This window comes from Nostoc sp. CALU 546 (assembly GCF_048836525.1).
In genome coordinates this window covers 1-19,729 of record NZ_JAWJTF010000146.1, presented here as the reverse complement: position 1 = coordinate 19,729, position 19,729 = coordinate 1, and the positions used below count along the sequence as shown (strand labels likewise).

15 protein-coding genes are annotated in these 19,729 nt (G+C 39.5%); 7 read left to right on the top strand and 8 right to left on the bottom strand.

From position 1 onward, the window contains the following. The first annotated feature begins 254 nt into the window (after positions 1–254). On the top strand, positions 255–800 hold the full coding sequence (locus RRG12_RS39135) for a rhodanese-like domain-containing protein (RefSeq protein WP_420760399.1): 546 nt from the start codon (positions 255–257) through the stop codon (positions 798–800). 46 nt (positions 801–846) lie between these two features. Here the strand turns inward: RRG12_RS39135 and RRG12_RS39130 are convergent, their stop codons facing one another. The 5 genes from RRG12_RS39130 to RRG12_RS39110 all read right to left on the bottom strand — a co-directional run bounded on the left by RRG12_RS39130 (position 847) and on the right by RRG12_RS39110 (position 6,793). Beyond that, positions 847–1,437, bottom strand: a complete 591-nt coding sequence (locus tag RRG12_RS39130) for a PspC domain-containing protein (protein ID WP_420760398.1) — start codon at positions 1,435–1,437, stop codon at positions 847–849. Beyond that, entirely contained in the window at positions 1,438–4,083 is a 2,646-nt protein-coding gene (locus RRG12_RS39125) for a cation-translocating P-type ATPase (RefSeq protein ID WP_420760397.1), read from the bottom strand. It lies immediately after the preceding gene. Between the two features lie 196 nt (positions 4,084–4,279). After that, positions 4,280–4,729, bottom strand: a complete 450-nt coding sequence (locus RRG12_RS39120; protein ID WP_335103554.1) for a pyridoxamine 5'-phosphate oxidase family protein — start codon at positions 4,727–4,729, stop codon at positions 4,280–4,282. A 283-nt stretch (positions 4,730–5,012) separates the two neighbouring features. Further along, positions 5,013–5,381, bottom strand: a complete 369-nt coding sequence (locus RRG12_RS39115) for a Crp/Fnr family transcriptional regulator (RefSeq protein WP_420760396.1) — start codon at positions 5,379–5,381, stop codon at positions 5,013–5,015. A 644-nt stretch (positions 5,382–6,025) separates the two neighbouring features. After that, positions 6,026–6,793 (bottom strand): hypothetical protein, encoded by a 768-nt coding sequence (locus tag RRG12_RS39110; protein WP_420760395.1) that lies wholly within the window; start codon positions 6,791–6,793, stop codon positions 6,026–6,028. A gap of 169 nt (positions 6,794–6,962) precedes the next feature. Between RRG12_RS39110 and RRG12_RS39105 the strand changes: the two genes are divergently transcribed. The 6 genes from RRG12_RS39105 (at position 6,963) to RRG12_RS39080 (ending at position 14,292) form a co-directional block, all read left to right on the top strand. Next, complete coding sequence (locus RRG12_RS39105; protein ID WP_420760394.1) at positions 6,963–7,247, top strand: hypothetical protein; 285 nt, start codon at positions 6,963–6,965, stop codon at positions 7,245–7,247. A 6-nt stretch (positions 7,248–7,253) separates the two neighbouring features. After that, on the top strand, positions 7,254–7,574 hold the full coding sequence (locus RRG12_RS39100) for a hypothetical protein (protein WP_420760393.1): 321 nt from the start codon (positions 7,254–7,256) through the stop codon (positions 7,572–7,574). A 589-nt stretch (positions 7,575–8,163) separates the two neighbouring features. Beyond that, on the top strand, positions 8,164–8,295 hold the full coding sequence (locus RRG12_RS39095) for a hypothetical protein (protein ID WP_260446022.1): 132 nt from the start codon (positions 8,164–8,166) through the stop codon (positions 8,293–8,295). 116 nt (positions 8,296–8,411) lie between these two features. Next, positions 8,412–9,044 (top strand): PAP/fibrillin family protein, encoded by a 633-nt coding sequence (locus RRG12_RS39090; RefSeq protein ID WP_420762909.1) that lies wholly within the window; start codon positions 8,412–8,414, stop codon positions 9,042–9,044. Positions 9,045–9,101: 57 nt separating this feature from the next. Then, a complete protein-coding gene (locus tag RRG12_RS39085; protein WP_420762908.1) occupies positions 9,102–11,798 on the top strand; it encodes a filamentous hemagglutinin N-terminal domain-containing protein in 2,697 nt (898 codons plus the stop codon). A 4-nt stretch (positions 11,799–11,802) separates the two neighbouring features. After that, complete coding sequence (locus RRG12_RS39080) at positions 11,803–14,292, top strand: CHAT domain-containing protein (RefSeq protein ID WP_420762907.1); 2,490 nt, start codon at positions 11,803–11,805, stop codon at positions 14,290–14,292. Here RRG12_RS39080 and RRG12_RS39075 read toward each other — a convergent pair. The 3 genes from RRG12_RS39075 to RRG12_RS39065 all read right to left on the bottom strand — a co-directional run bounded on the left by RRG12_RS39075 (position 14,253) and on the right by RRG12_RS39065 (position 18,653). Further along, a complete protein-coding gene (locus RRG12_RS39075) occupies positions 14,253–15,119 on the bottom strand; it encodes a tetratricopeptide repeat protein (RefSeq protein WP_420762906.1) in 867 nt (288 codons plus the stop codon). The two genes, RRG12_RS39080 and RRG12_RS39075, sit on opposite strands and share 40 nt — an antisense overlap. A 174-nt stretch (positions 15,120–15,293) precedes the next feature. Continuing rightward, positions 15,294–17,219 (bottom strand): protein kinase domain-containing protein, encoded by a 1,926-nt coding sequence (locus RRG12_RS39070; protein ID WP_420762905.1) that lies wholly within the window; start codon positions 17,217–17,219, stop codon positions 15,294–15,296. A 21-nt stretch (positions 17,220–17,240) separates the two neighbouring features. Continuing rightward, entirely contained in the window at positions 17,241–18,653 is a 1,413-nt protein-coding gene (locus RRG12_RS39065; protein ID WP_420762904.1) for an NB-ARC domain-containing protein, read from the bottom strand. Between the last annotated feature and the right edge of the window lie 1,076 nt (positions 18,654–19,729).

The following is a 19,729-nucleotide window of genomic DNA, read 5'->3' as shown; positions in this document are numbered from 1 at the left end:
ATCGTTATTAATCTGCGATCGCGCTCAGTAAATTAAGATGGAAAAATTACATTGAAAATATTCATATAACCCTATATTGTTATGTTATGACATATTAAAGTAGTTAAATAAACCCGATAACTAGATAGCAATATCTAGTCAATAGCACCCACCTATTCACAGGAGATGCTCTATTAATTGGGTGGTGTAGTAGTGGATATTCTATTTAGATATTTTTGCTTGAAGAACAGTTTAATTTTTAGGAAAGACTATTTATGACAAACCAACTTTCTACTCATCTGCAATCAATCAAGGCTGAGACACTCAAGCAGTGGCTAGACCATAACCAAGCGATATTAGTAGATGTACGGGAGCCTTCAGAATACGCCGCAGAAAGGATTCATGGAGCTAAATCTGTTCCATTGTCTCAATTTGATATTAACCAGATTCCCGTTGAAACAGGCAAAAGCCTAGTGCTGTGCTGCCAGACTGGAAATCGATCTGCTCAAGCTGCTAAGAAACTCTTAACCAATGGTGTAGAAACAGTAATTAATCTGGAAGGTGGGCTAAATGCTTGGAAGCAGTCGGGCTATGCCACTCAGATTAATATAAATGCCCCCATTAGTATGTTTCGGCAAGTACAAATTGTTGCTGGTTCACTTGTTTTTGTCGGTACAATTCTAGGAGCATTTGTATCGCCTTGGTTTCTAATTCTTAGCGGCTTTGTCGGCACGGGGCTAGTGTTTGCTGGGGTATCAAATACCTGTGCGATGGCTGCTTTACTAGCAAAGTTACCCTATAACCAACGTGGACAGTCGTAGTCATCGAAATTTTGATTATTGTTAAATGTGTAGCCGTCGAAGCAGATTATTTAAAACCAACCAAATGGGATTCGATTGGCGGCTCCAATGGTAACGCCAACCAAAGCCAAACGTACAGTAACCAAACAAGTCCAGGGATGACGACTGCTAAAGCAACTGTGACAATCCGTACTCCTTGAACTGGCAGTTTCCATCGCTGTGCAATTGCTGCACACACTCCTGAAATTACTTTGTGGCGACGACTACGGTAAAAAGGTATTGTTGTTTTCCCTGAAGTATTTACTTTTGTGCGTGATGGATTAAGTTTTACAATTAAAGAACTAATCAGTCCTATAGAACCCAAAATAGCCGATGGGATGGTAAAAATCGCCAGCCAGTGGGCAAAGAACATCCCTGTAACTAGTTCTCCTAGCCAGGAAGAGTTAGGACAACGAAAGATGATCGCTTCTGACTGACAACTAAAGCGTTCAGCTAAACCCATTCCTCCCCAAGTTAGTAGGAGGGGTAAAATCCCGTAGAAGATGATTATGCCAAGCAAAACAAAGTGCCAACGAATTGAAAGCGATCGCCAAATTGCAATCGATGAAAGCGCTGGGCCAACAAACAACAGTATCAAAATCAAAGGATAGTAAATCATTTATAGATTTCCTTCGATATGTTTTTTTGATTTAGATTGATTAACTCGTTGAGGTCGATTGAGTAACTTTAATAGTTCAAACCAAAGCAGAGCGATCGCCCCACCGCCTAAACAAATTGCTAAGTCGATTGGGTGTAAAAAGGAGAAGCTAAACAATTGACGCAAGAAGGGAACATACAAGACGATCGCTAGAAAAGCCAGTCCCCCACCAATCACCCACCAAAGGGCATTATTGGGAGATTTCAAGATTTTTAAGCTGAGGCGAGATGAAGAACTTTCACTCAAAATTAGGAATAAATTTGCCAAAATCAACGTCGTAAACGTTAAGGCACGGGCATCAAGTTCGCCTTGTCTGCGATATAGTGCAACTATAAAGATGACGAGAACAATTACCAAAATCCCCACCCCTTGCAGTACTGCCAAACCCAAAGTTTTCCGGCCAAATAATGGTTCTTTGGGGTTGCGGGGAGGACGCTGCATCACCGTTGCTTCTGCGGGTTCGGCTTCTAAAACGATGGAGCAAGCTGGATCGATAATCAAATGTAGAAAGGCAACGTGAACGGGAAGTAATACTAACGGTAGCTTAAACAACACTGGAATCAAAGACATCCCAGCGATCGGAATGTGAATCGCTAGCAGATATGCCATTGCTTTACGGAGATTATCAAAAATTCGTCGTCCCAGTTTCACCGCTTGCACAATGGACGAAAAATCATCATTCAATAACACTAAAGCCGCCGACTCACGGGCAACATCTGTGCCTCGCTGTCCCATCGCAATCCCGATTTGAGCAGATTTGAGAGCCGGGGCATCATTCACACCATCCCCAGTCATAGCAACGACTTCACCCTTGGCTTTCAAAGCATTAACTAAGCGCAATTTTTGTTCGGGAACGGCTCGTGCAAAGATATTTGTACTTTGAATACGTTGTTCGAGTTCAACGTCACTCATCAGATCCAATTCTGCTCCCGTCAGAATGGCTCCCATTTGCATCAATCCAATCTGACGGGCAATAGTTTGAGCCGTTCCAGGATAATCACCCGTAATCATAACTACTCGAATACCTGCGGTATAACATTCTTGAATTGCCGCCGCAACGTTTGGACGCACTGGATCAGACAGTCCAACTAAGCCGATAAATTGAAAAGGAAAGTCATGTTGCTCATCGGGTAAATGATTTGGATTAAGGGACGGATGAGGCGGTAAAAATGGCGGTGGCGCATCAACAAGAGAGGCTTTGGCAACGCCTAACACACGCAATCCTTGATTTGCCATTTCACTGATTTGGGTTGCCATAATTCTCTGCTGTTGGGGCGTGAAATGACAGAGATCCGCGATCGCTTCCGGCGCTCCTTTGGCTGCAATTTCATACTGCTGGCCATCGGCTGACTGCCAAACGTGAGACATTGCTAGTAGATGCGGTGAGAGCGGATATTCTCGCAACAGTATCCAATCGTCATGCAGATGTTCAGTATGTGCGAGATAGCGATCACCTAATTCCTTAAATGCTTTCTCCATTGGATCAAAAGGATCTCTTTGGCTTGCCAGAATGCAGAACTCGACTAATTCATGAACCGTTTCGGGGAGAGACTCTCGTAAATGCAATTCCAAATTATATGGGTGAGGGTTTTCTGCATGGTTATATGCAAATAGCTGTTGCACAGCCATCTGATTCAGCGTCAGCGTCCCGGTTTTATCGACACACAGAACCGTTGCAGAACCCAAGGTTTCCACGGCGGAAGCGCGACGAGCTAAAACGTGTTTCTGAGAAATTCGCCAGGCTCCCAAGGCTAAGAAAATCGTCACGACAACCGGAAATTCGTTTGGCAAAATTGCCATTGCTAGGGTAATACCTGCGAGAAATCCTTTGAGCCAATCTCCTCGCGTGATTCCATAAATAACAACGATTGCCACACACAACAATAAAGCGATGCCAAACAGACGGCTCACCAACCGAGTCATTTCTTGTTGTAGGGGAGTCGGTTCCGGCTTGACTTTTTGCAAAGCGTTACCAATCTTGCCCATCTCTGTTTGAGCGCCCACTGCTTGGACTTGAGCAATTCCCTGTCCTTGAACTACCAAGGTTCCAGAATATACAAAGGGCAACTCGTCTCCCCCTGGACGCGCCATTTTCACGGTACCGGCGGCAGCAACTTTGCGAACGGGTAGGGATTCCCCAGTGAGTAACGATTCATCAGTTGAAAAATTTGAGCATGATAGTACCATTGCATCGGCAGGAACGCGATCGCCTTCTGCCAACACCAAGACATCTCCCCGAACGACTTCTCGCCCTGCAATTCGTTTTCGCTCTCCATCCCGAATCACCAAGGCGCGAGGACTAGAAAGATCGCGCAAGGCTTCTAGGGCGTGTTCCGTCTTACCTTCCTGGTAAAGGCTAATTCCGGTGATGAAGAAGACGAAACCTAGCAAAATCAGGGCTTCCTGTAGATCGCCTAAAATCCAATAAATGATACCACCACCGACTAGCAAGAGGAAGATCGGATCTTGAACGGTTTCCCAAGCGAACGATAAAATACTGCCAGAGCCAGCCGAGGGGAGTTCATTGTAGCCATCCTGTTTGAGCCGAGCGATCGCCTCTTGCTCAGATAAGCCATCCACGGTATTGAGATCGACGGTGGAAACCATAATCTCGCTTTTTCCTATGAAACACAAAAACAGAGCTATTCAACTTGATATTAAATACCAAACTTGAAGAACTCGTGAGGTAATATAAACGTTTATCCTGATTCACTTCCAAACTCGCTTCTTCACCGAGACAGTTCTGAGTGCTGTTACCGGATAGCTAGGGTTTAGCCCGTAACGAGTGCTGTGTAAAAAATTTTCACTGACTGCTAACTCCATCAGTGGTTCGTCCACTTATCTCACTCTCGTGGATGCGGTAGATTGCGATCGCTTCTGAACGTCCCTCAGCATCAATCCAAGTTCGATTGATCGCAGGTGAGAGCGTTGTATTGCGCTCTTTGATCAAGTGCATTGCGCGATCGATGTCTGAATGCTCGGTGAGGCGTGAGGCTCGACCATTCACAATCACGCTGCGCCAATGAAGGGGCCCGTGAATTTCTTCAACCTGTAGGCAGATTTCTGGATTCGCATCTATGTCGTGAGTCTTCATGCCGACCGTTGTAAACAGGTAGATGTCCTCTTCTTCAAGATAATAATACATTGGCATCACGTAGGGTTTGCCTTCGTGTACGCAGCCAAGATGACCGTATCCTACTTGGTGTAGTAGTTCATGTATTTCTTTTGAACTCATTTCATCAATATCTAACATTAATATTCTCCTAAAGATTCAGTTGATTGATAGTGTATTAAAGAGAAATATTCTCCGCCTTACATCTGTTGTTAGATAGAGTAGATATGTGAAAACTGAAATAATTCATAATTAAGAATTCATAATTTCAAGACGCTTCCAAACTTGCTACCGTTGCGCTATCAATGGTAAGTCCTAAACTATCCACTATCCTGTTGACCAATGAATTAAAAATTCATTGGGGGCTGCTGTAGAGTCTTTTTAATTATGAATTAATAATTATAAATTAATAATTATTTGGACATTAGACCAGATGCTGCAAGCGACTCAGACGCTTTGAGTAACTTTTCATCACCTCTACGGCAAACATGGGTGTTTCCTGAACAGCAAAGAGAAACTCTTCCTCATTAAGGAAAACCAGTTTGGTATCTACCTTGGCGATCGCTGTATAAGTTCTATTTTTAATTCCTACAAGTACCCCGACATCGAAAACTTCCCCCGTATCAATGGTTTCTACAATCTTGCCATTGACTAATATATCTATCTCTCCTTCGAGAATCCCATACATTTCATCACCAGGCTGTCCTTCTTCAAAGATGACTTGGCCTGCTGAAAATACTTTAGGGTCGGATTGTTTTTGAAAGATACTGACTGTTAACACAGGACTTAGCATTAGAGCAACCCCAAATTATTTTTTTTTAAACGAAACCTTTATATAACGTCAGTTCGGGTTAAGAACTCAAATTTGATTACTTGGACGAAAGAATAAGGCTTTCACCCTATCCAAACTAACGACATAATCAAAGTTTCAGCTTATCCCGATCTCAGGTTTATATAGCTTTAGGCGAACCCAGAAAAGTACACTACTTTTTGTCGATTAACTCTCGAACTTCGCAAATTTTCTGATTAGCTGCCTGACATATCATTAAATCAGAAAGCATCAAATCCTTCTTGTATCTTGCTAGGTAAATAAGTTCAGTTTTCTCTACCACTTTTGAATGTTTTATGAGGATTTGTATAAGTTATACATCAACTAAAACATTTACTCAAACATAATATTTGACGGCAAAACTTTATACTTATTCTTGTCAAAATAAGGTAATATTAATATCTAGAAAAGGAAGTGTCCAATATTGGCGGCTATAAAAGGACACTCACCATGACCTACTCAGATTTCTCTTTGAATCGATAAGCCTAACGTTATGGCAACTCTTAGAGACACTCCGCGATCGCTTACCGCTTTCATACAATGAGTTAATTGTTGCATTGTTGCATTGTGTATTTGTTGGATTAACCTCTTGTTTACTAGCTGTATCGTCACTTCTGCTGCTTCCAAACCAGGTTGTACTCTCTCTCAACAGTCACCAGCAATTTTGCCTGCAACGAAGATAAATAAGGTTTAGCTTGTTTCCCCAACCCCTGCAACAGCCAATCCACAGCCTCGTCACGGGTCGCCACTTGATGCAACTGCCGTAACCTCAAACATAACTGCTGCATGAATCTACAATCTTCATCAAATAGTTCCAGTAACTTCAGGTGTTCGATTTTTACAGTGTAGTCACCATCCCAGGTTTGAACTGTACAGCTATAGTCTCCAACATGGCTGACTACGCCCCAATAACCCGCTTTACCTCTCAAGTCTGGATTATCTTTGGGCAGAAGAACGCATATCTCCCCAACGTGGTAAGGATTGGGTACTTTCGTCCTTTCGCGTATCCTATCCACAACGTCTTTCACTATGCGACCGGATGGAATTTTATTGCCAGCTTGCTCTACTGCCTGTTGCCATACATCCGCTTGCACAGCCGGTTCCAACTCGGCTTTCGCCAAAAAGCGCAATTGTCGTTCGTTGGTCGGCATTGGAATTTGCCGACCAATGGTCGGCAAAAACTTTTGAAGATTCTCATAAACCACAGTAGCCGAAATCTTTAAGTACGCTGCATCACGACTATAATTGAAGCGATCGCGGCAGTATTCTTCAAAAGTACGATGCGTGGAACGGTACAGGCGTCTGTCCCTCAACTCCATCAGCGCCTGTATCCTTTTAACAGGTTGGGGTTTTTCATTGCTTTTTATATTTTGCACTGATGAAAGAATACTTTGACGAAAATCAGTCCAATACCACAGTTAACAAGAAAGACTTCAGTTGTCAGGAGCCTGAATTCAATTCTGACTTCTGACAACTGACAACTGAATTCAATTTCAGCTTATTCTAGAAAATACCCTCTTCAGCACATGGGTAAAACAACGGCTAATGCTTGATTATTTAACGGCGGGTATTATATTTTGGATGACTTTGTTTGGAGTACAAGAGTCGTTGTTAGAATTTCGCCTGGGTTATCTCGGTCGCTACTGGTTTCTTGCAATTAGTGCTAGCTTACTCCTGAGCTTTTTGCTCTCTGCCCCAATTACTATCACGCTAATCATTAAATTTGCGGTAGATCCGTTTACTTTCCCAGGTAATGTAATTCTCTCAGGAATTGCTGCGGTAATCTTTGGTGTGATTCTTACCCTGGCGCAGTGGTTGATACTTCGTTAATCCGAAATGACACCGAGAGTTTTTGCACTGATCAATACAGTTATTGGAATTCTCGTCTACTTCCTATTGGTATGGCTCAATGAAGGTACTCTGGAGTGGAGTGGTAATCCCTTTAGCGGCTGGAAAACTGTCCTCATCTTTTTAGCTGGTGGTGCGATTACCGGAGCAGCCACTGGTAAAGCCTTGGATTTTTATTGTGAGCGAGTCGAACAGCGATTAATTCAGCTTGAGAGAGAAAGAGAAGAGAAAGAAAGACTCAGAAGAGAAAAAATAGAAAACGAAATATTTGAAAGGAAAAAGCAAGAAAGAGAGGGGATGGTTCGCTAGAGCGAGAAACCCCATACATAAATTTAGGGCTGCTGAAACAAGAACCGGAGGCAGAGCGTTTCGCCTGTCCACCGCAAACACAGACAAATTTCTTAATGCTCCTCCAAAGTGAAACTATTAACCCTCTATTATCAGACTAAAATGAGTCCAAAGCACAAAATTACTCTGACTTTTATCCTTCTTTAGTAGTACAGGAGAATTTTTGTGTAGCCAAGGGACTTATAGTAGCCAAAATCTCATTGAGACAAAGAGGCAGCGCGGTCTTCTGCCTTTGGGAGCTATATCTGCATGGTATTTATTGAACTCTTGGAGCGCGATCGCAATCTCAAAGTTTTCTTGTCTTTTAACCATTTAATATCAAGCAGATAAATGTTATTCGCTTAAATTCAAGATCAAAATCATGATTTTAACTTGCTAAGGGAGTCCGAAATTAGCAATTCTGACAAAAGAAAGTTTTATCGCAAAAAACTACTTCTGTCAGTAATTAGCAACGCTGTCAGTAATAGTACAAGCAACTGCTTTCAATGAAGAACGATTGTCTCTTGTGTTTCCTGTGTGTTCCTGATTTAGCTGAGTTTCCCTAATTTCTATGAGTTACAAAAAATACATTGCTGGCATTCCAAACATTGCCAAACTAAAGCTTACAAGCAAAGGCAGTATCCGCGATCGCAACCTACAGATACCGGATACTGCTAACTTAAACACCTATACTAAGGCTTGAATACTTAACGAGCGCCATGCAGACTTAGTTGGTTGGCTGGTTGTGGTTAAAAAATATCACTGATGACTAATAATTACTATTGACAGTAACTTTCAAGCGTAAAAGTAGAATATCGAATGCTAGAGGATAATACAGCGAGATTTGCTTTAAAAACTGAGCTTTTATTACGTATAGAGAAATTGGGACTACAGCAAAGCCTATTTCCAAACTCTGACGAACTTATTGATCAACTTGTACAACAGTTAGAGAGCATAAGTCCTATTCCGCAACCACTTCAGCCTAATCATCTTCCTTCTCTATTAGGTAACTGGCAATTAGTGTATGCATCTGCTGGGACAATCGTCACACGGCAGATTGCATCAATTCCAGATTTTGGGAGTGCAATCAAAATTAAACGCGTGTGGCAAACATTGACTAGTGACAGCAATACCAGAAAAATCTCAGCCTCCAATAGCGCCCAGCTTGAATTACCCATTTTAGGGGAGTGGCAGTTACAAGCTAATGGACATTGGAAATGGGGTACGGATGAGAAAACTGCCACAGTGTCCTTTAACTCATTTTCCATACAAGCAACAAAACCCTTTGGGCTATCTAATTGGAGTTTTCCTGAGTTGAAAATACCAGTATTAGAATTTCTACAGAAAGAAGCTTTATGGATAACCTCCTACTTAGATCGAGAAATTAGGGTCGGACGAGGTGCAACAGATAATTTATTTGTATTTTGTCGTGATGTAAAGCCCTCAACTTAGTCCTACCAAAGAAGTTTCACTCAATGAAGTTAATTAAAAGCAAAATTTAAAATTGAGATGAAAAAATACAATATTTTTCTTGTTTTTTGCCAGCAATTAGCTTTCATCTTTTATGTGTTATTATCTTCGTCTGCGATGGCGCAGATTCTTCCAGATAAAGCATTACCTGTCAATTCTCTAGTTACTCCACAAGGTGATATCAGCAATATTAATGGAGGAACGCAAGTAGGAAGCAACTTATTTCACAGCTTCGAGCAATTTTCTCTATCCACAGGTAGCACTGCCTACTTTAATAATGCCTCAAATGTTCAAAATATTATTAGTCGAGTAACTGGTTTATCCATTTCTAAGATTGATGGTTTGCTGATGGCTAACGGCAACGCTAACCTGTTTCTAATTAATCCTAACGGGATTATTTTTGGTCCCAATGCTGCCCTAAACATTGGTGGCTCGTTCTTAGCTAGCACTGCTAACAGGATTAACTTTGCTGATGGCAGCCAATTCAGTGCAAAAACTCCACAAAATCAACCCTTATTAACAGTGAGCGCACCTATTGGCTTAGGATTTGATGGTAATCCAGGCGCAATTCAGGCTCAAGGTACAGGACACAATCTGACTCTCAATGACCCATTCTCACCATTTACTAGAACCATTAGCTCAAATGGCTTGCGTGTTAAACCAGAGAAGACTTTAGCTTTAGTGGGTGGTGACATAGCTTTAGAGGGAGGAAAGCTGGAGGCAAGTGGAGGGCGGATTGAGTTAAGTAGTGTTGACAAAGGAATAGTACGTATTAATACAGCTTACAGTGGTTGGACTTTAAGCCATGAAGATGCAGTTAGCTTTAAAAATATTCAACTATCTCAACAGTCAATAGCAGATGTTAGTGGCTCCGATAGTGGTTTTATTCAAGCACAAGGTGCTGATGTGGAACTAGCAAGTGGCTCAATCTTTTTGATTCAAAACCAAGGGAATAAATTATCCGGTGACATTATTGTAAATGCCTCAGAAGAATTGAGAATAATAGGAACTTCTCGGAATGGAGTAATTCCCACTAGCTTAGTTAATGAAACTATAGTAGGAAATGGAGGAAAAATTGAAATTTCAACTCAAAATTTAATTCTCCAGAATGGAGCAGCAATAGTTGCTAAAACCTACGGTGCAGGTAGGGGAGGTAATATCATTGTGAATGCTTCCGAATTCACTCAAGTTGCTGACGGTTCCTCTTCCATTCTTCAGCTACCTAGTAATATCATTACTGCAACCTTTAGCTCTGGAGATAGTGGCAATCTTACGCTGTCTACGAAAAATTTGTCTGTAGAAGATGGCGGAGAAGTCCTAACTTCAACTTTTGGTACTGGCAAAGGTGGTAACTTAACAGTTAATACTGCTGAATCTACTCAAGTAATTGGGTACTTATCGGGGGCTTCAGAGCTTTCTAGTACTATTCTTACTAGAGCTTCTGGCTCTGGTAATGCAGGCAACCTAGCCCTTTCAACAGGAATTTTAAGTGCCAAAGATGGAGGTATTATTGGTTCTTTAACTCTTGGAAGTGGCTCTGGAGGAGATGTAACTGTAAATTCTAAAAACTCTATAGAACTTGTTGGAGTAGTACCAAATGTCTTTACTCCAAGCTCTTTGGCTACTGCAACTTTTAGCAGTGGTAATAGTGGAAAATTAACAGTTAATACAAAAAAGTTAACAGTTAAGTATGGCGGAATAATTAATACTTCTACTCGCTCAACTGGGAAAGCTGATAGCCTTATTATTAATGCTTCTGATTCTATAGATATAATAGGTAGAGTTCCAGGCGCTGTAAATCCCAGTCTCATCAATTCATCTGTTATTGATTCCAATAAAAGTTTTCAAGAGCTATATCTGCTGCCTTCAGCATTGAGAGGGGATTCTGGAAGCGTAACGATTAATACTAACGAGTTAAATATTGCAGATGGCGCATTAATTAGTGTCAAGAATGATGGTTCTGGCAATGCTGGAATAATTAATATTAACGCTGATGCAATCCATATTTCAAATTACGGTGGTATCACAGCAACCACTGCTATCGGTCAGGGGGGTGATATTGATATCACCTCAAAATTCGTTCGATTAGACAATGGCATTATCTCTGCAACTGCTGGACAACAAGGCGCTAATGGTGATGGTGGAAACATCACTGTAGACACAGATGTTTTATTTAGCTTGGAAAATAGCACTATCACAGCCAACGCTTTTGAAGGACGCGGCGGGAATATCTGGATAAATGTTCGTGATGCATTCCTTTTCTCTCGGAATAGCCTAATAGAAGCCAGTTCTGAATTTGGAATCAATGGCACAGTTCAAATTAATGGACTTGCCATTGATTCCAGGGGCATTAAAGCAGCGCCAGAAGTCGTTCAAGAAACTCCTAAAATATCATCGGGTTGTGCTGCACAGTCAGGCACAGGGACAGATATGTTAACTGTGGCTAGCAACAGTCCACCACCTAATTTTGACGAATATTTAGATAGTCAACCTATCTGGCAGAGAAATTTTATTTCATTTGAGTCCATTAAACATTCATCTGAATTAAATTTGTCAACAATTAAAGAGACTACGAAAATTGTAGAAGCTCAAAGTTGGGTAATAGACTCTAGGGGAAATGTCGAATTAGTTGCGACAGCACCTAATCAAGTGACACTTGATAGCTTTTTGTCCACCAGTTCCTGTACATCGCTCAGTTCTGTAGTAGAAGTATTCCCATCACTAGCAACAGAGTAAAGCAATGATTAAATGGAGATATTGCCTAAAATATGCTCTTTTAGGCATTCTAGCCTTGTCAATAGTTCTAACTCGATCATCTTTATTGCTGGCTCAGTCCACCAAAAAAGAAACACATATACAACAGGCTGAACTGCTAACCCAAGTAGGTAGAAAACAATTAAATCAAGGTCAAGCAGCAGAAGCCCTTGACAGTTGGCAACAAGCCACGAAAATTTACCGTCAGAACAAAGATGCCGAAGGTGTTAGTGGGAGCTTAATTAATCAAAATTTTGCCTTGCAAAAGTTAGGTTTACACTCCCAGGCTTGTGAAACACTTTTGGAAGCTCTAAAGGTAAAGAATTTGAACTGTAACCCAACACTATTAGAACCTACCGAATACGAGAAGTCACAACTGACAACAGCAATACACCAGTTAAAATTAACACCAATAAATTTACTGGGATTACAAAGCATGGGGCAAGTCCTACGTTTAGTTGGTAAGCTCAATGAATCTGAACTAGTTTTGGAAGAAACGCTATTATTTGCTAAACAGACATCTTCAGAAAAGGTTAGCGATATTTTGCTGTCATTGGGTAATACAAAACAGTCCATCTATCAACGAGCGCGAGATGAGTACAAATGGGTAGAGGAACCCATATTTAGAGAGACGATCATAGATTCTATTCCACAGAAAGCAGAGGAGTCACTTAAGACATATCAACTTTTAGTAGATCGGACAAGTTTTTCACAAGGAATAAAACTACAAGCGCAACTGAACCGTTTAAACTTATTGCTAGACTTTGATGAATGGCTAACAGATAAACCTAAGCTAAAAGATGCTCATACAAAAGTTAGTCAGCAGATTCAACCATTAGCAAATCTTATATTGCAAAATTCTTCAGCATTTTCTCAATTGTCACCAGAACAATCTATTCAAGCTCAATTAAAATTTGCTAATATTCTAAGTAAAATTCAAAATAAATCGTTGCAATCAGCAGCTATTCAGTATGCTAAATCTGCCTTAAAAACCGCTAAATATATTAACAACAAACTCTTAGAATCTAAAAGCTTAGGCGCTTTAGGTAAGTTAAACACAGAGGAATCACAAATATATTTTAAAAAAGCTTTGAGTTTAGCTCAGTCAATTAATGATGTGAATCTTCTCTATGAATGGCAACAGCAATTAGGGAATTTATATCAGAAACAAGGTAAAACTGAAGCAGCGATTCAAGCTTATGGCGCGACTATTGACAGCATTACACAAATTCGTGGCAATCTCTTGTCTAGCAATTTAGATGCACAGTTTTTCTTTTACGAAAAAGTAGAGCCTGTATATCGCAATTACATGCGACTGCTAGCAGAAAGTCCTTCTCCTAATTTAGAGTTAATACGCCAAACTTATGAACAACTTCAAGTAGCGGAGTTAGAGGATTATCTCAAATGCGGCAAACTCGACCTTGTTGCTTTAAATCAGCTTCAAAAATTGGATGACACCCCAGCAATAATTCACATTATTGATTTGAACAATAGGATAGAAGTAATTGTTCAATCTCCAGGCAACTCCCCTCATCACCACTCCGTTGATTCAAAATTAGTTAGAACTCATGTCAACACCTTGTTAGAAATTCTACAAGATGAAAAACTCGTTTATACTAAGGAACATATAATTACTTCACATTATCAAGTGCTATATAAAGAGTTAATTGCACCTTTAAAAAAATATTTGCCTGACTCCGGTACATTAATCTTTATTTTAGATAAATCTTTCCAAAGTCTGCCAATGAACTTGCTGCATGACGGGAAAGATTATTTAGTGAAGCACTATAGCTTTTCAGAAACTTTGGGTTCTAGAGTCCGAATGCCTAAGCTTTTACAACAAGATCAGATGAAAGCTTTCATCGCTGCTCTGTCTATACCCAGTCCCAGCTTGACAGATTCAAATGCTCCTCCAGGAGCAGAAGCTTTACCCCAAGCAAAACAAGAAGCAGAAGATGTCAGAAAACTAACTAATTCTTCACTTATATTATTAGATAAAGAATTTACTAGTTCTAACTTTGGGCAGAGAATAAGTGAAGAAAATTTTCCTATTGTTCACATTAGTACTCATGGACAATTTAGCTCTAAACTTATACGTACAGGATTTTTAGCTTATGATCGACAAATTAATATTAGAGAGTTTGACAGCTTACTAAGAAATAAAACTCAAGCTAGTTCTGATATAATTGAGTTGTTAGTTTTAAGCGCCTGTCAAACCGCTAAGGGTAATAAAAGATCAGCTTTAGGAATTGCTGGAGTTGCAGTACAAGCAGGAGCAAGAAGTACAGTAGCAACCTTATGGTTAGTAGAAGCAAACTCCACTGTTGAACTGATGGAAGAATTTTACAAAGGATTAAGAAAGGGTTTAACTAAAGCAGAGGCGTTAAGACAGGCGCAATTAGCATTAATGACAAATCCTAAATATGCTCATCCTTACTACTGGGCACCCTTTTTAATCGTTGGTAGTTGGTTGTAAAAATCTATTATTTTTAACCCCTCTTCCACTTTTTTAAACTCAGATGAATTGTTATTTTTTTTCGCTAATTCAGATGCAGTCAAATATTGGCGTTTAGCTTCGTCTGGTAAACCTGCTTCAAAATAGCGCTCACCTAATACTCTATAAATGGTCGGATTTTTACTACCTGCCCTGACTGCCTTATTTAATATTTCAAGGCTTTCATCCAAGAAACCTCTAAATGCATATACAGCATCTATGTCAAGAACAGCTTCATCTTGAGGTAAACCTAGAGAATTGATTTGCTTTACTATATCTAAAACCCGTTTAATTTCCTGCTCAGAAAACAAGTTTACTACAAACGAATCCGCAGTGGGAGGAGAATCTTTTCTATAAGCGATAATAGAGATATTGAATGCTTGATCAAATGCTAATTCTTTTTCTTCTGGAGGGTAAGTAATTCTATTTTTATCTACAGTTTTTTCCCATTCAAACTCATACCCTTTTACTCTCACTTTATAAGAAGTAGCACCTGGAACAGAACGCCAAGCTATGTCTGGTCGAGTTTTCATTAATGAACTGGTATAAGGATAAATAATTTTAGGCTCATCCTCTTCTCCTGTTCCACCTTTTCGGATTAAGCAGACATCTATATTACTTGGATTGCAACTAGAACTAGATGTATCAGTTATTGTACATTTATCAGAAGGAATAGCTCCACTTGATAAATCTAAAATATTTCCTGAACTCAGGCATAAGAATTTTACATAACCACCATTCAAAACTTCTAATCGCTCTCCCTGACAAACTAAACTTCCTGGCTCAAAACGTTTGTCTCCTTTATTCATTACTCTTCCAAGTGGCGGGTTACAGCGAACCTGATTTCTTGTTACTCTTATAAGAGGTACGCTGGCCAAAAGTGGCGCATCTTTAATCAGAAGGATGCTCAAGCAGGACAATACAATAATTTTTCTACTAGTTCTCACTTTCTCTTGCTATTTATATCACTGATTAGCAGATTATCACTTTTTGAGAATACGATCTAGTAAATCTTCTCTCCATATAATAACTTCCGGCAGACCAGATTTACCTAAAATGCATGCTGCTATAGAAATTCTAGCATCATCATTTTTACCTAAAGCTTCTTGGATTTGAGATAATAGGCAGTAAGCATCTATTCTCTGACCATCTAAATCAATCGCTTTTTCCAAATATTTTTTGGACTCACTCAATCTATTTTGCATTAATCTTGACCAGCCCAAATCTTTGTAGAACGAAGCTTGTAACTCCCTATTCTCAGTTTTACTTAAACCTTGTAAAGCTAAAGTAACAGCGGTATTATAATCACCACTTTTATTCTTCAATCTTGATAAAGCTGCAATAGCAAATATAGCTTCATTACTACTTTTAATAGCTAATTTATATTGCTTCTCAGCTAAATCATATTTACCTTGTCCATCATAAAAAAATCCTAACCCGTAGTGTGACTCCCATTTATTAGGCTTTAATTTAAAAATTTTTTCATAAGTATTACTTACGCAAGTATAATCTTGTAATTGCTGACATACTACTGCTAAATTATTATAAGCACTATCATCTTTAGGATTATATTTTATAGCTAGTTCGTAATTATTTCTAGCAAGCTGAGGATCGTCCTTGTTGCGAAATCCTAGACCAAGATAGAAACTGGAGATTGAATAAGTCAAATCAGCTTGGTATTTAACTGCTATCCGAAAATTATTTTCAGCATCCACCAATTTGTTTTCATTGTAAGCTTTCTTACCTTGTTCTAAAAAATAATCTGCTACTATAGGGGATAGTTCAGAATTTAAGTTAATCGCTGTTTGAAAATTTCCTTGAGCATCTATCAAACGATTTTCTTGGTAAGCTTTTTTAGCTTGATTTAGATAATAATTAGCTATAAAAGGGAGAGATATATAGAACAAGCCAGTAACAGTTAAAGCCGCTAAAACAACCGCACCCACCTGAAATGAACTCGATGTGATTACACGATGAAGTTTTGATTTAAATGGTAATTGCTCCAAACCATGCAAAAGGGCTTGTGTAGATAGTGGACGCTTCGCTGGTGCCGGAGCCATCAAATCATCTAGCAAATCTGCAAAGGGTTTTTCAATGTGTCGTGCTTTATTTCTCCAGATAAGTCTTGTTGTGTTTGGGTCTGTTGGCAGGTCGAGTACACGAATTCCAGTTACTAAATATGCTAGCGTTCGCCCTAATGCATAGAAATCTGATTGCGGTACTGCTTGCCCGTTAATTTGTTCTAGGGGAGTAAAGCCAGCAGTTACAAGTACTGTAACTTCATGCTGACCAAGCCCCATATCATTTCCCCCACTTCCACTAACTTTAGCTAGATAGGTACGAGTTACTTCTCGAACTGCACCAAAATCAATTAAACCTAACTGTCCATCAGGTTGAATAATTATATTAGAAGGTTTAATGTCTCTATGAAAAAAACCACTCCGGTGTACTTCATCGAGAATTTTTACTATTTGTGTAAGCCAATTCACAGCCAAAGCTTGAGATATTCTTCCGTTAGCTTCCACCCATTGTTCTAAATTCAGTCCCTCAAATTTCTGCATCACTAAGCAATGCAGAACTATATAACTATTGTTGGGTGTAACAATGAATAAATCGTCTATAACTCTAGGAATCCCAGGATGATTAAATAACTGCAATGTCAGTGTTTCTCGCTCCAGCAAGCTGATTTCCTTGGGTCTTTGCGATCGCAACACCTTCATGACTTTACGAGTGCCTTTATCATCGACTACTTCAAAAATCTCTGTCCTGTAACGGAAGTCTAAAGGGCGTAATGGCTTAATTAACCGAAACCTCTGGTCAATTAGCAGTTCGGTTCCGCAATTAAGGCATCTTTCACTATCGTCGGGATTTTGCCGCTGTTTACACTTAGGATTGATACAATAACCCACACGTTTAAGTTATTAGAATAATTAAGCTGATTTAAAATCATGAACTGCATTTTGAACTAATTTCAAAGCATAGGTGCAAACATACTTTACAACTTGAGGTTCTAAACTCAATAGTACTTCTTTACTATCATTTCTTTTTTGCTCAATTAAAGAACGTTCATATAAAGCCTCTATAGCTTCAAGTACTTCTGAGGTCGTTACCTCACCTTCTTGTCTCGCTTTAAAATTTTTAAGCAATTCGCTCAATGTAATTGAATTCACAGACTCTTGAGCTAGTTCTTCTGTTAAATAGAACATGATCCGTTTCTCTAAAATAGTTAAACGACCTTTCTCTTCAAATAATTCATCTAAGCTCTCTTGTAGTATATCTGTCATCAATACAGTTTGAAAATCTAAAAAATCCTTTACGCTTCCACAAAAAAATCTTTGAATCTTTTCAGCTAGCATTTTTAAAGATAAAGGATTTCCACGATAAGTTTGAATTAAATCCCCCCATTTATCCTCATTAGTTAACCCGTACAAACGAAAAATCTCTAAAGCTTCCTTTCCCAACCCTTCAAGTTTTACCGTCCTAACTGGTTGTCCTTTTTTTTGTAGACGATTAAAATCAATAAATGGTTCACGACTGGTTAGCAGTAAACAACTTTGATGCTGTTCCTCTATGATTCTATTAAAGAACGTCCCATACTCTGCATACTGCCTGCCGTAGGCATTGGAATCGGTATTTCTGTCTCCCTGTAATAACGACTCTGCTGAGTCGATAATCACTAAACAACGATGTGAACGCAGGTAGTCAAACAATTTAGATGTCCTAGCTTGGATGGATTCTGGTAAATCTAGCTCCTGATTTTCTGAATAAGCCAAAATTCTAAGCAGGTCAGCAACTAAATCTGTAAGTAACGGACTATATGAAACTGACTTCCAAATAAAATTATTAAATTCATACGACCCCATACGCAAAGCTTGAACTAATTTAGCAACTAAAGCACTTTTACCGACTCCTGCCGTCCCTACAATTGCTACACAACGTTCTTGAGCTATCAATTCTTTTAACATCGCTAGTTCAGGAGTTCGTCCGTAAAAATTAGATGTGTCAGGCAAATTTCCTGAAAGTATAGGTACACCAGCAGCAGCTTCATTCCATTTTGCTGGTTCCTTGTCAGCTAGTAATATTTGTTTTTCTACAATGCCCCGCAGTCGTTTCTTGGTGACTTTTTCTCCACTCCCTAATATCCCTGTTAATAGTACCCACAATTTAGGTGCTACACGCCTCTGCAAAAGATTAATATCATAGAGACTGTTCTCTGCTATCTCCTTATAATCCAGATCAAGCCAAGCTGATCTAAGCACAATTTTTTCTGGCTCCTCTAGCCACCTCCCTTGTTTCGCAAACACTAAGTCATCTATGGCTTGGATAGCTTCTTTAGCATTCACCTTTTATTAAGCTCCTTTGAATCCTGTTTTATCTTAATTTCACAAAAAAAAAGTACATACTTTTTAGCAGACGCTCCTCTAAAAAGCTTACATAGTCTACTATCTCCTACTTACATATTTTGTTCTTCACAAATCTTAACAATTAGAGTTGTTATTGTATCGTGATACTGCTATTCTAATTCAAGTACGTACTCAATTAAGAAAAGTTCTAGGAGATTACTAAAGCTAATATAATTAGCGGAGGATTAAAAACAACACTTAAAGCCAAAAACAACTCTGAGTAGTCTAAGTAAGCGATGTTTAAGATATCAGATCACTTTCAGTTTTTGAATTTGGCTGTAACAGATGCGTCGTTCAATTTATATCAAACTTAAAGTGTAAAAGCTTTGAGAGCTAGGATAAACAAGCTAATGAAATGAAGGGAAATATGAAAGTGAAAGCGTCAAAAAATCTAAAGGACAAAGCGCCACTAAGGAGTAGGCGCTTTGTCTGTTCGTAAAATCCATCGTTTTTCTTAGAGCGGGTTTGATCTCGAAGGAACAAAAGAAGTTGTCGCTAAAGTTTGGCCACTGGTGCGACTACTAAGTTGCCCGAGAGTTTTTACCGCGCTACCAGATCCATTATAGGGTCTGCCGCTTGGAAAGTCCATTCCCTGCGGTGTGTTTTTGCTGTCGAAATTCATAAATTTTAGGTAAAGTTAAGTTTGGTTAAGAAATATCCCGAATTTTGTAGTTAAAAGCAGTAGTAGCGCGAATAACAGTTACCAGTTATCACTTGGGAGTAGAGTCCAAGATTAGATAACTGATAACTGATGCAACCCCCTCTGAACTTGTCAACCGAGTTATCAGGGGAAAATATTGTGATAAATAGCAAACTCAAGAGCGCAGTGTTAGAGCGCATAGGGTCGAGTGCAACTTTCGCATGGCAATTTTGTGCTGTGAGGAAGGGAAATTTTTGGAATGTCCAGGCTAGAGCAAGAGTTTCGCAGCTTGAAAGAGTTCTCTCCAAGGGATTCCGAGGAGAGAACCGATGAATTCAGCGACAACTGAATATCCAAACAATCTCACGGCTGCGGA

Bases quoted from the DNA above. Each gene is read 5' to 3' on its own strand.
- RRG12_RS39135 (WP_420760399.1), top strand. From the start codon at position 255: ATGACAAACCAACTTTCTACTCATCTGCAATCAATCAAGGCTGAGACA.
- RRG12_RS39130 (WP_420760398.1), bottom strand. From the start codon at position 1,437: ATGATTTACTATCCTTTGATTTTGATACTGTTGTTTGTTGGCCCAGCG.
- RRG12_RS39125 (WP_420760397.1), bottom strand. From the start codon at position 4,083: ATGGTTTCCACCGTCGATCTCAATACCGTGGATGGCTTATCTGAGCAA.
- RRG12_RS39120 (WP_335103554.1), bottom strand. From the start codon at position 4,729: ATGTTAGATATTGATGAAATGAGTTCAAAAGAAATACATGAACTACTA.
- RRG12_RS39115 (WP_420760396.1), bottom strand. From the start codon at position 5,381: ATGCTAAGTCCTGTGTTAACAGTCAGTATCTTTCAAAAACAATCCGAC.
- RRG12_RS39105 (WP_420760394.1), top strand. From the start codon at position 6,963: ATGCTTGATTATTTAACGGCGGGTATTATATTTTGGATGACTTTGTTT.
- RRG12_RS39100 (WP_420760393.1), top strand. From the start codon at position 7,254: ATGACACCGAGAGTTTTTGCACTGATCAATACAGTTATTGGAATTCTC.
- RRG12_RS39095 (WP_260446022.1), top strand. From the start codon at position 8,164: ATGAGTTACAAAAAATACATTGCTGGCATTCCAAACATTGCCAAACTA.
- RRG12_RS39090 (WP_420762909.1), top strand. From the start codon at position 8,412: ATGCTAGAGGATAATACAGCGAGATTTGCTTTAAAAACTGAGCTTTTA.
- RRG12_RS39085 (WP_420762908.1), top strand. From the start codon at position 9,102: ATGAAAAAATACAATATTTTTCTTGTTTTTTGCCAGCAATTAGCTTTC.
- RRG12_RS39080 (WP_420762907.1), top strand. From the start codon at position 11,803: ATGATTAAATGGAGATATTGCCTAAAATATGCTCTTTTAGGCATTCTA.
- RRG12_RS39075 (WP_420762906.1), bottom strand. From the start codon at position 15,119: ATGAATAAAGGAGACAAACGTTTTGAGCCAGGAAGTTTAGTTTGTCAG.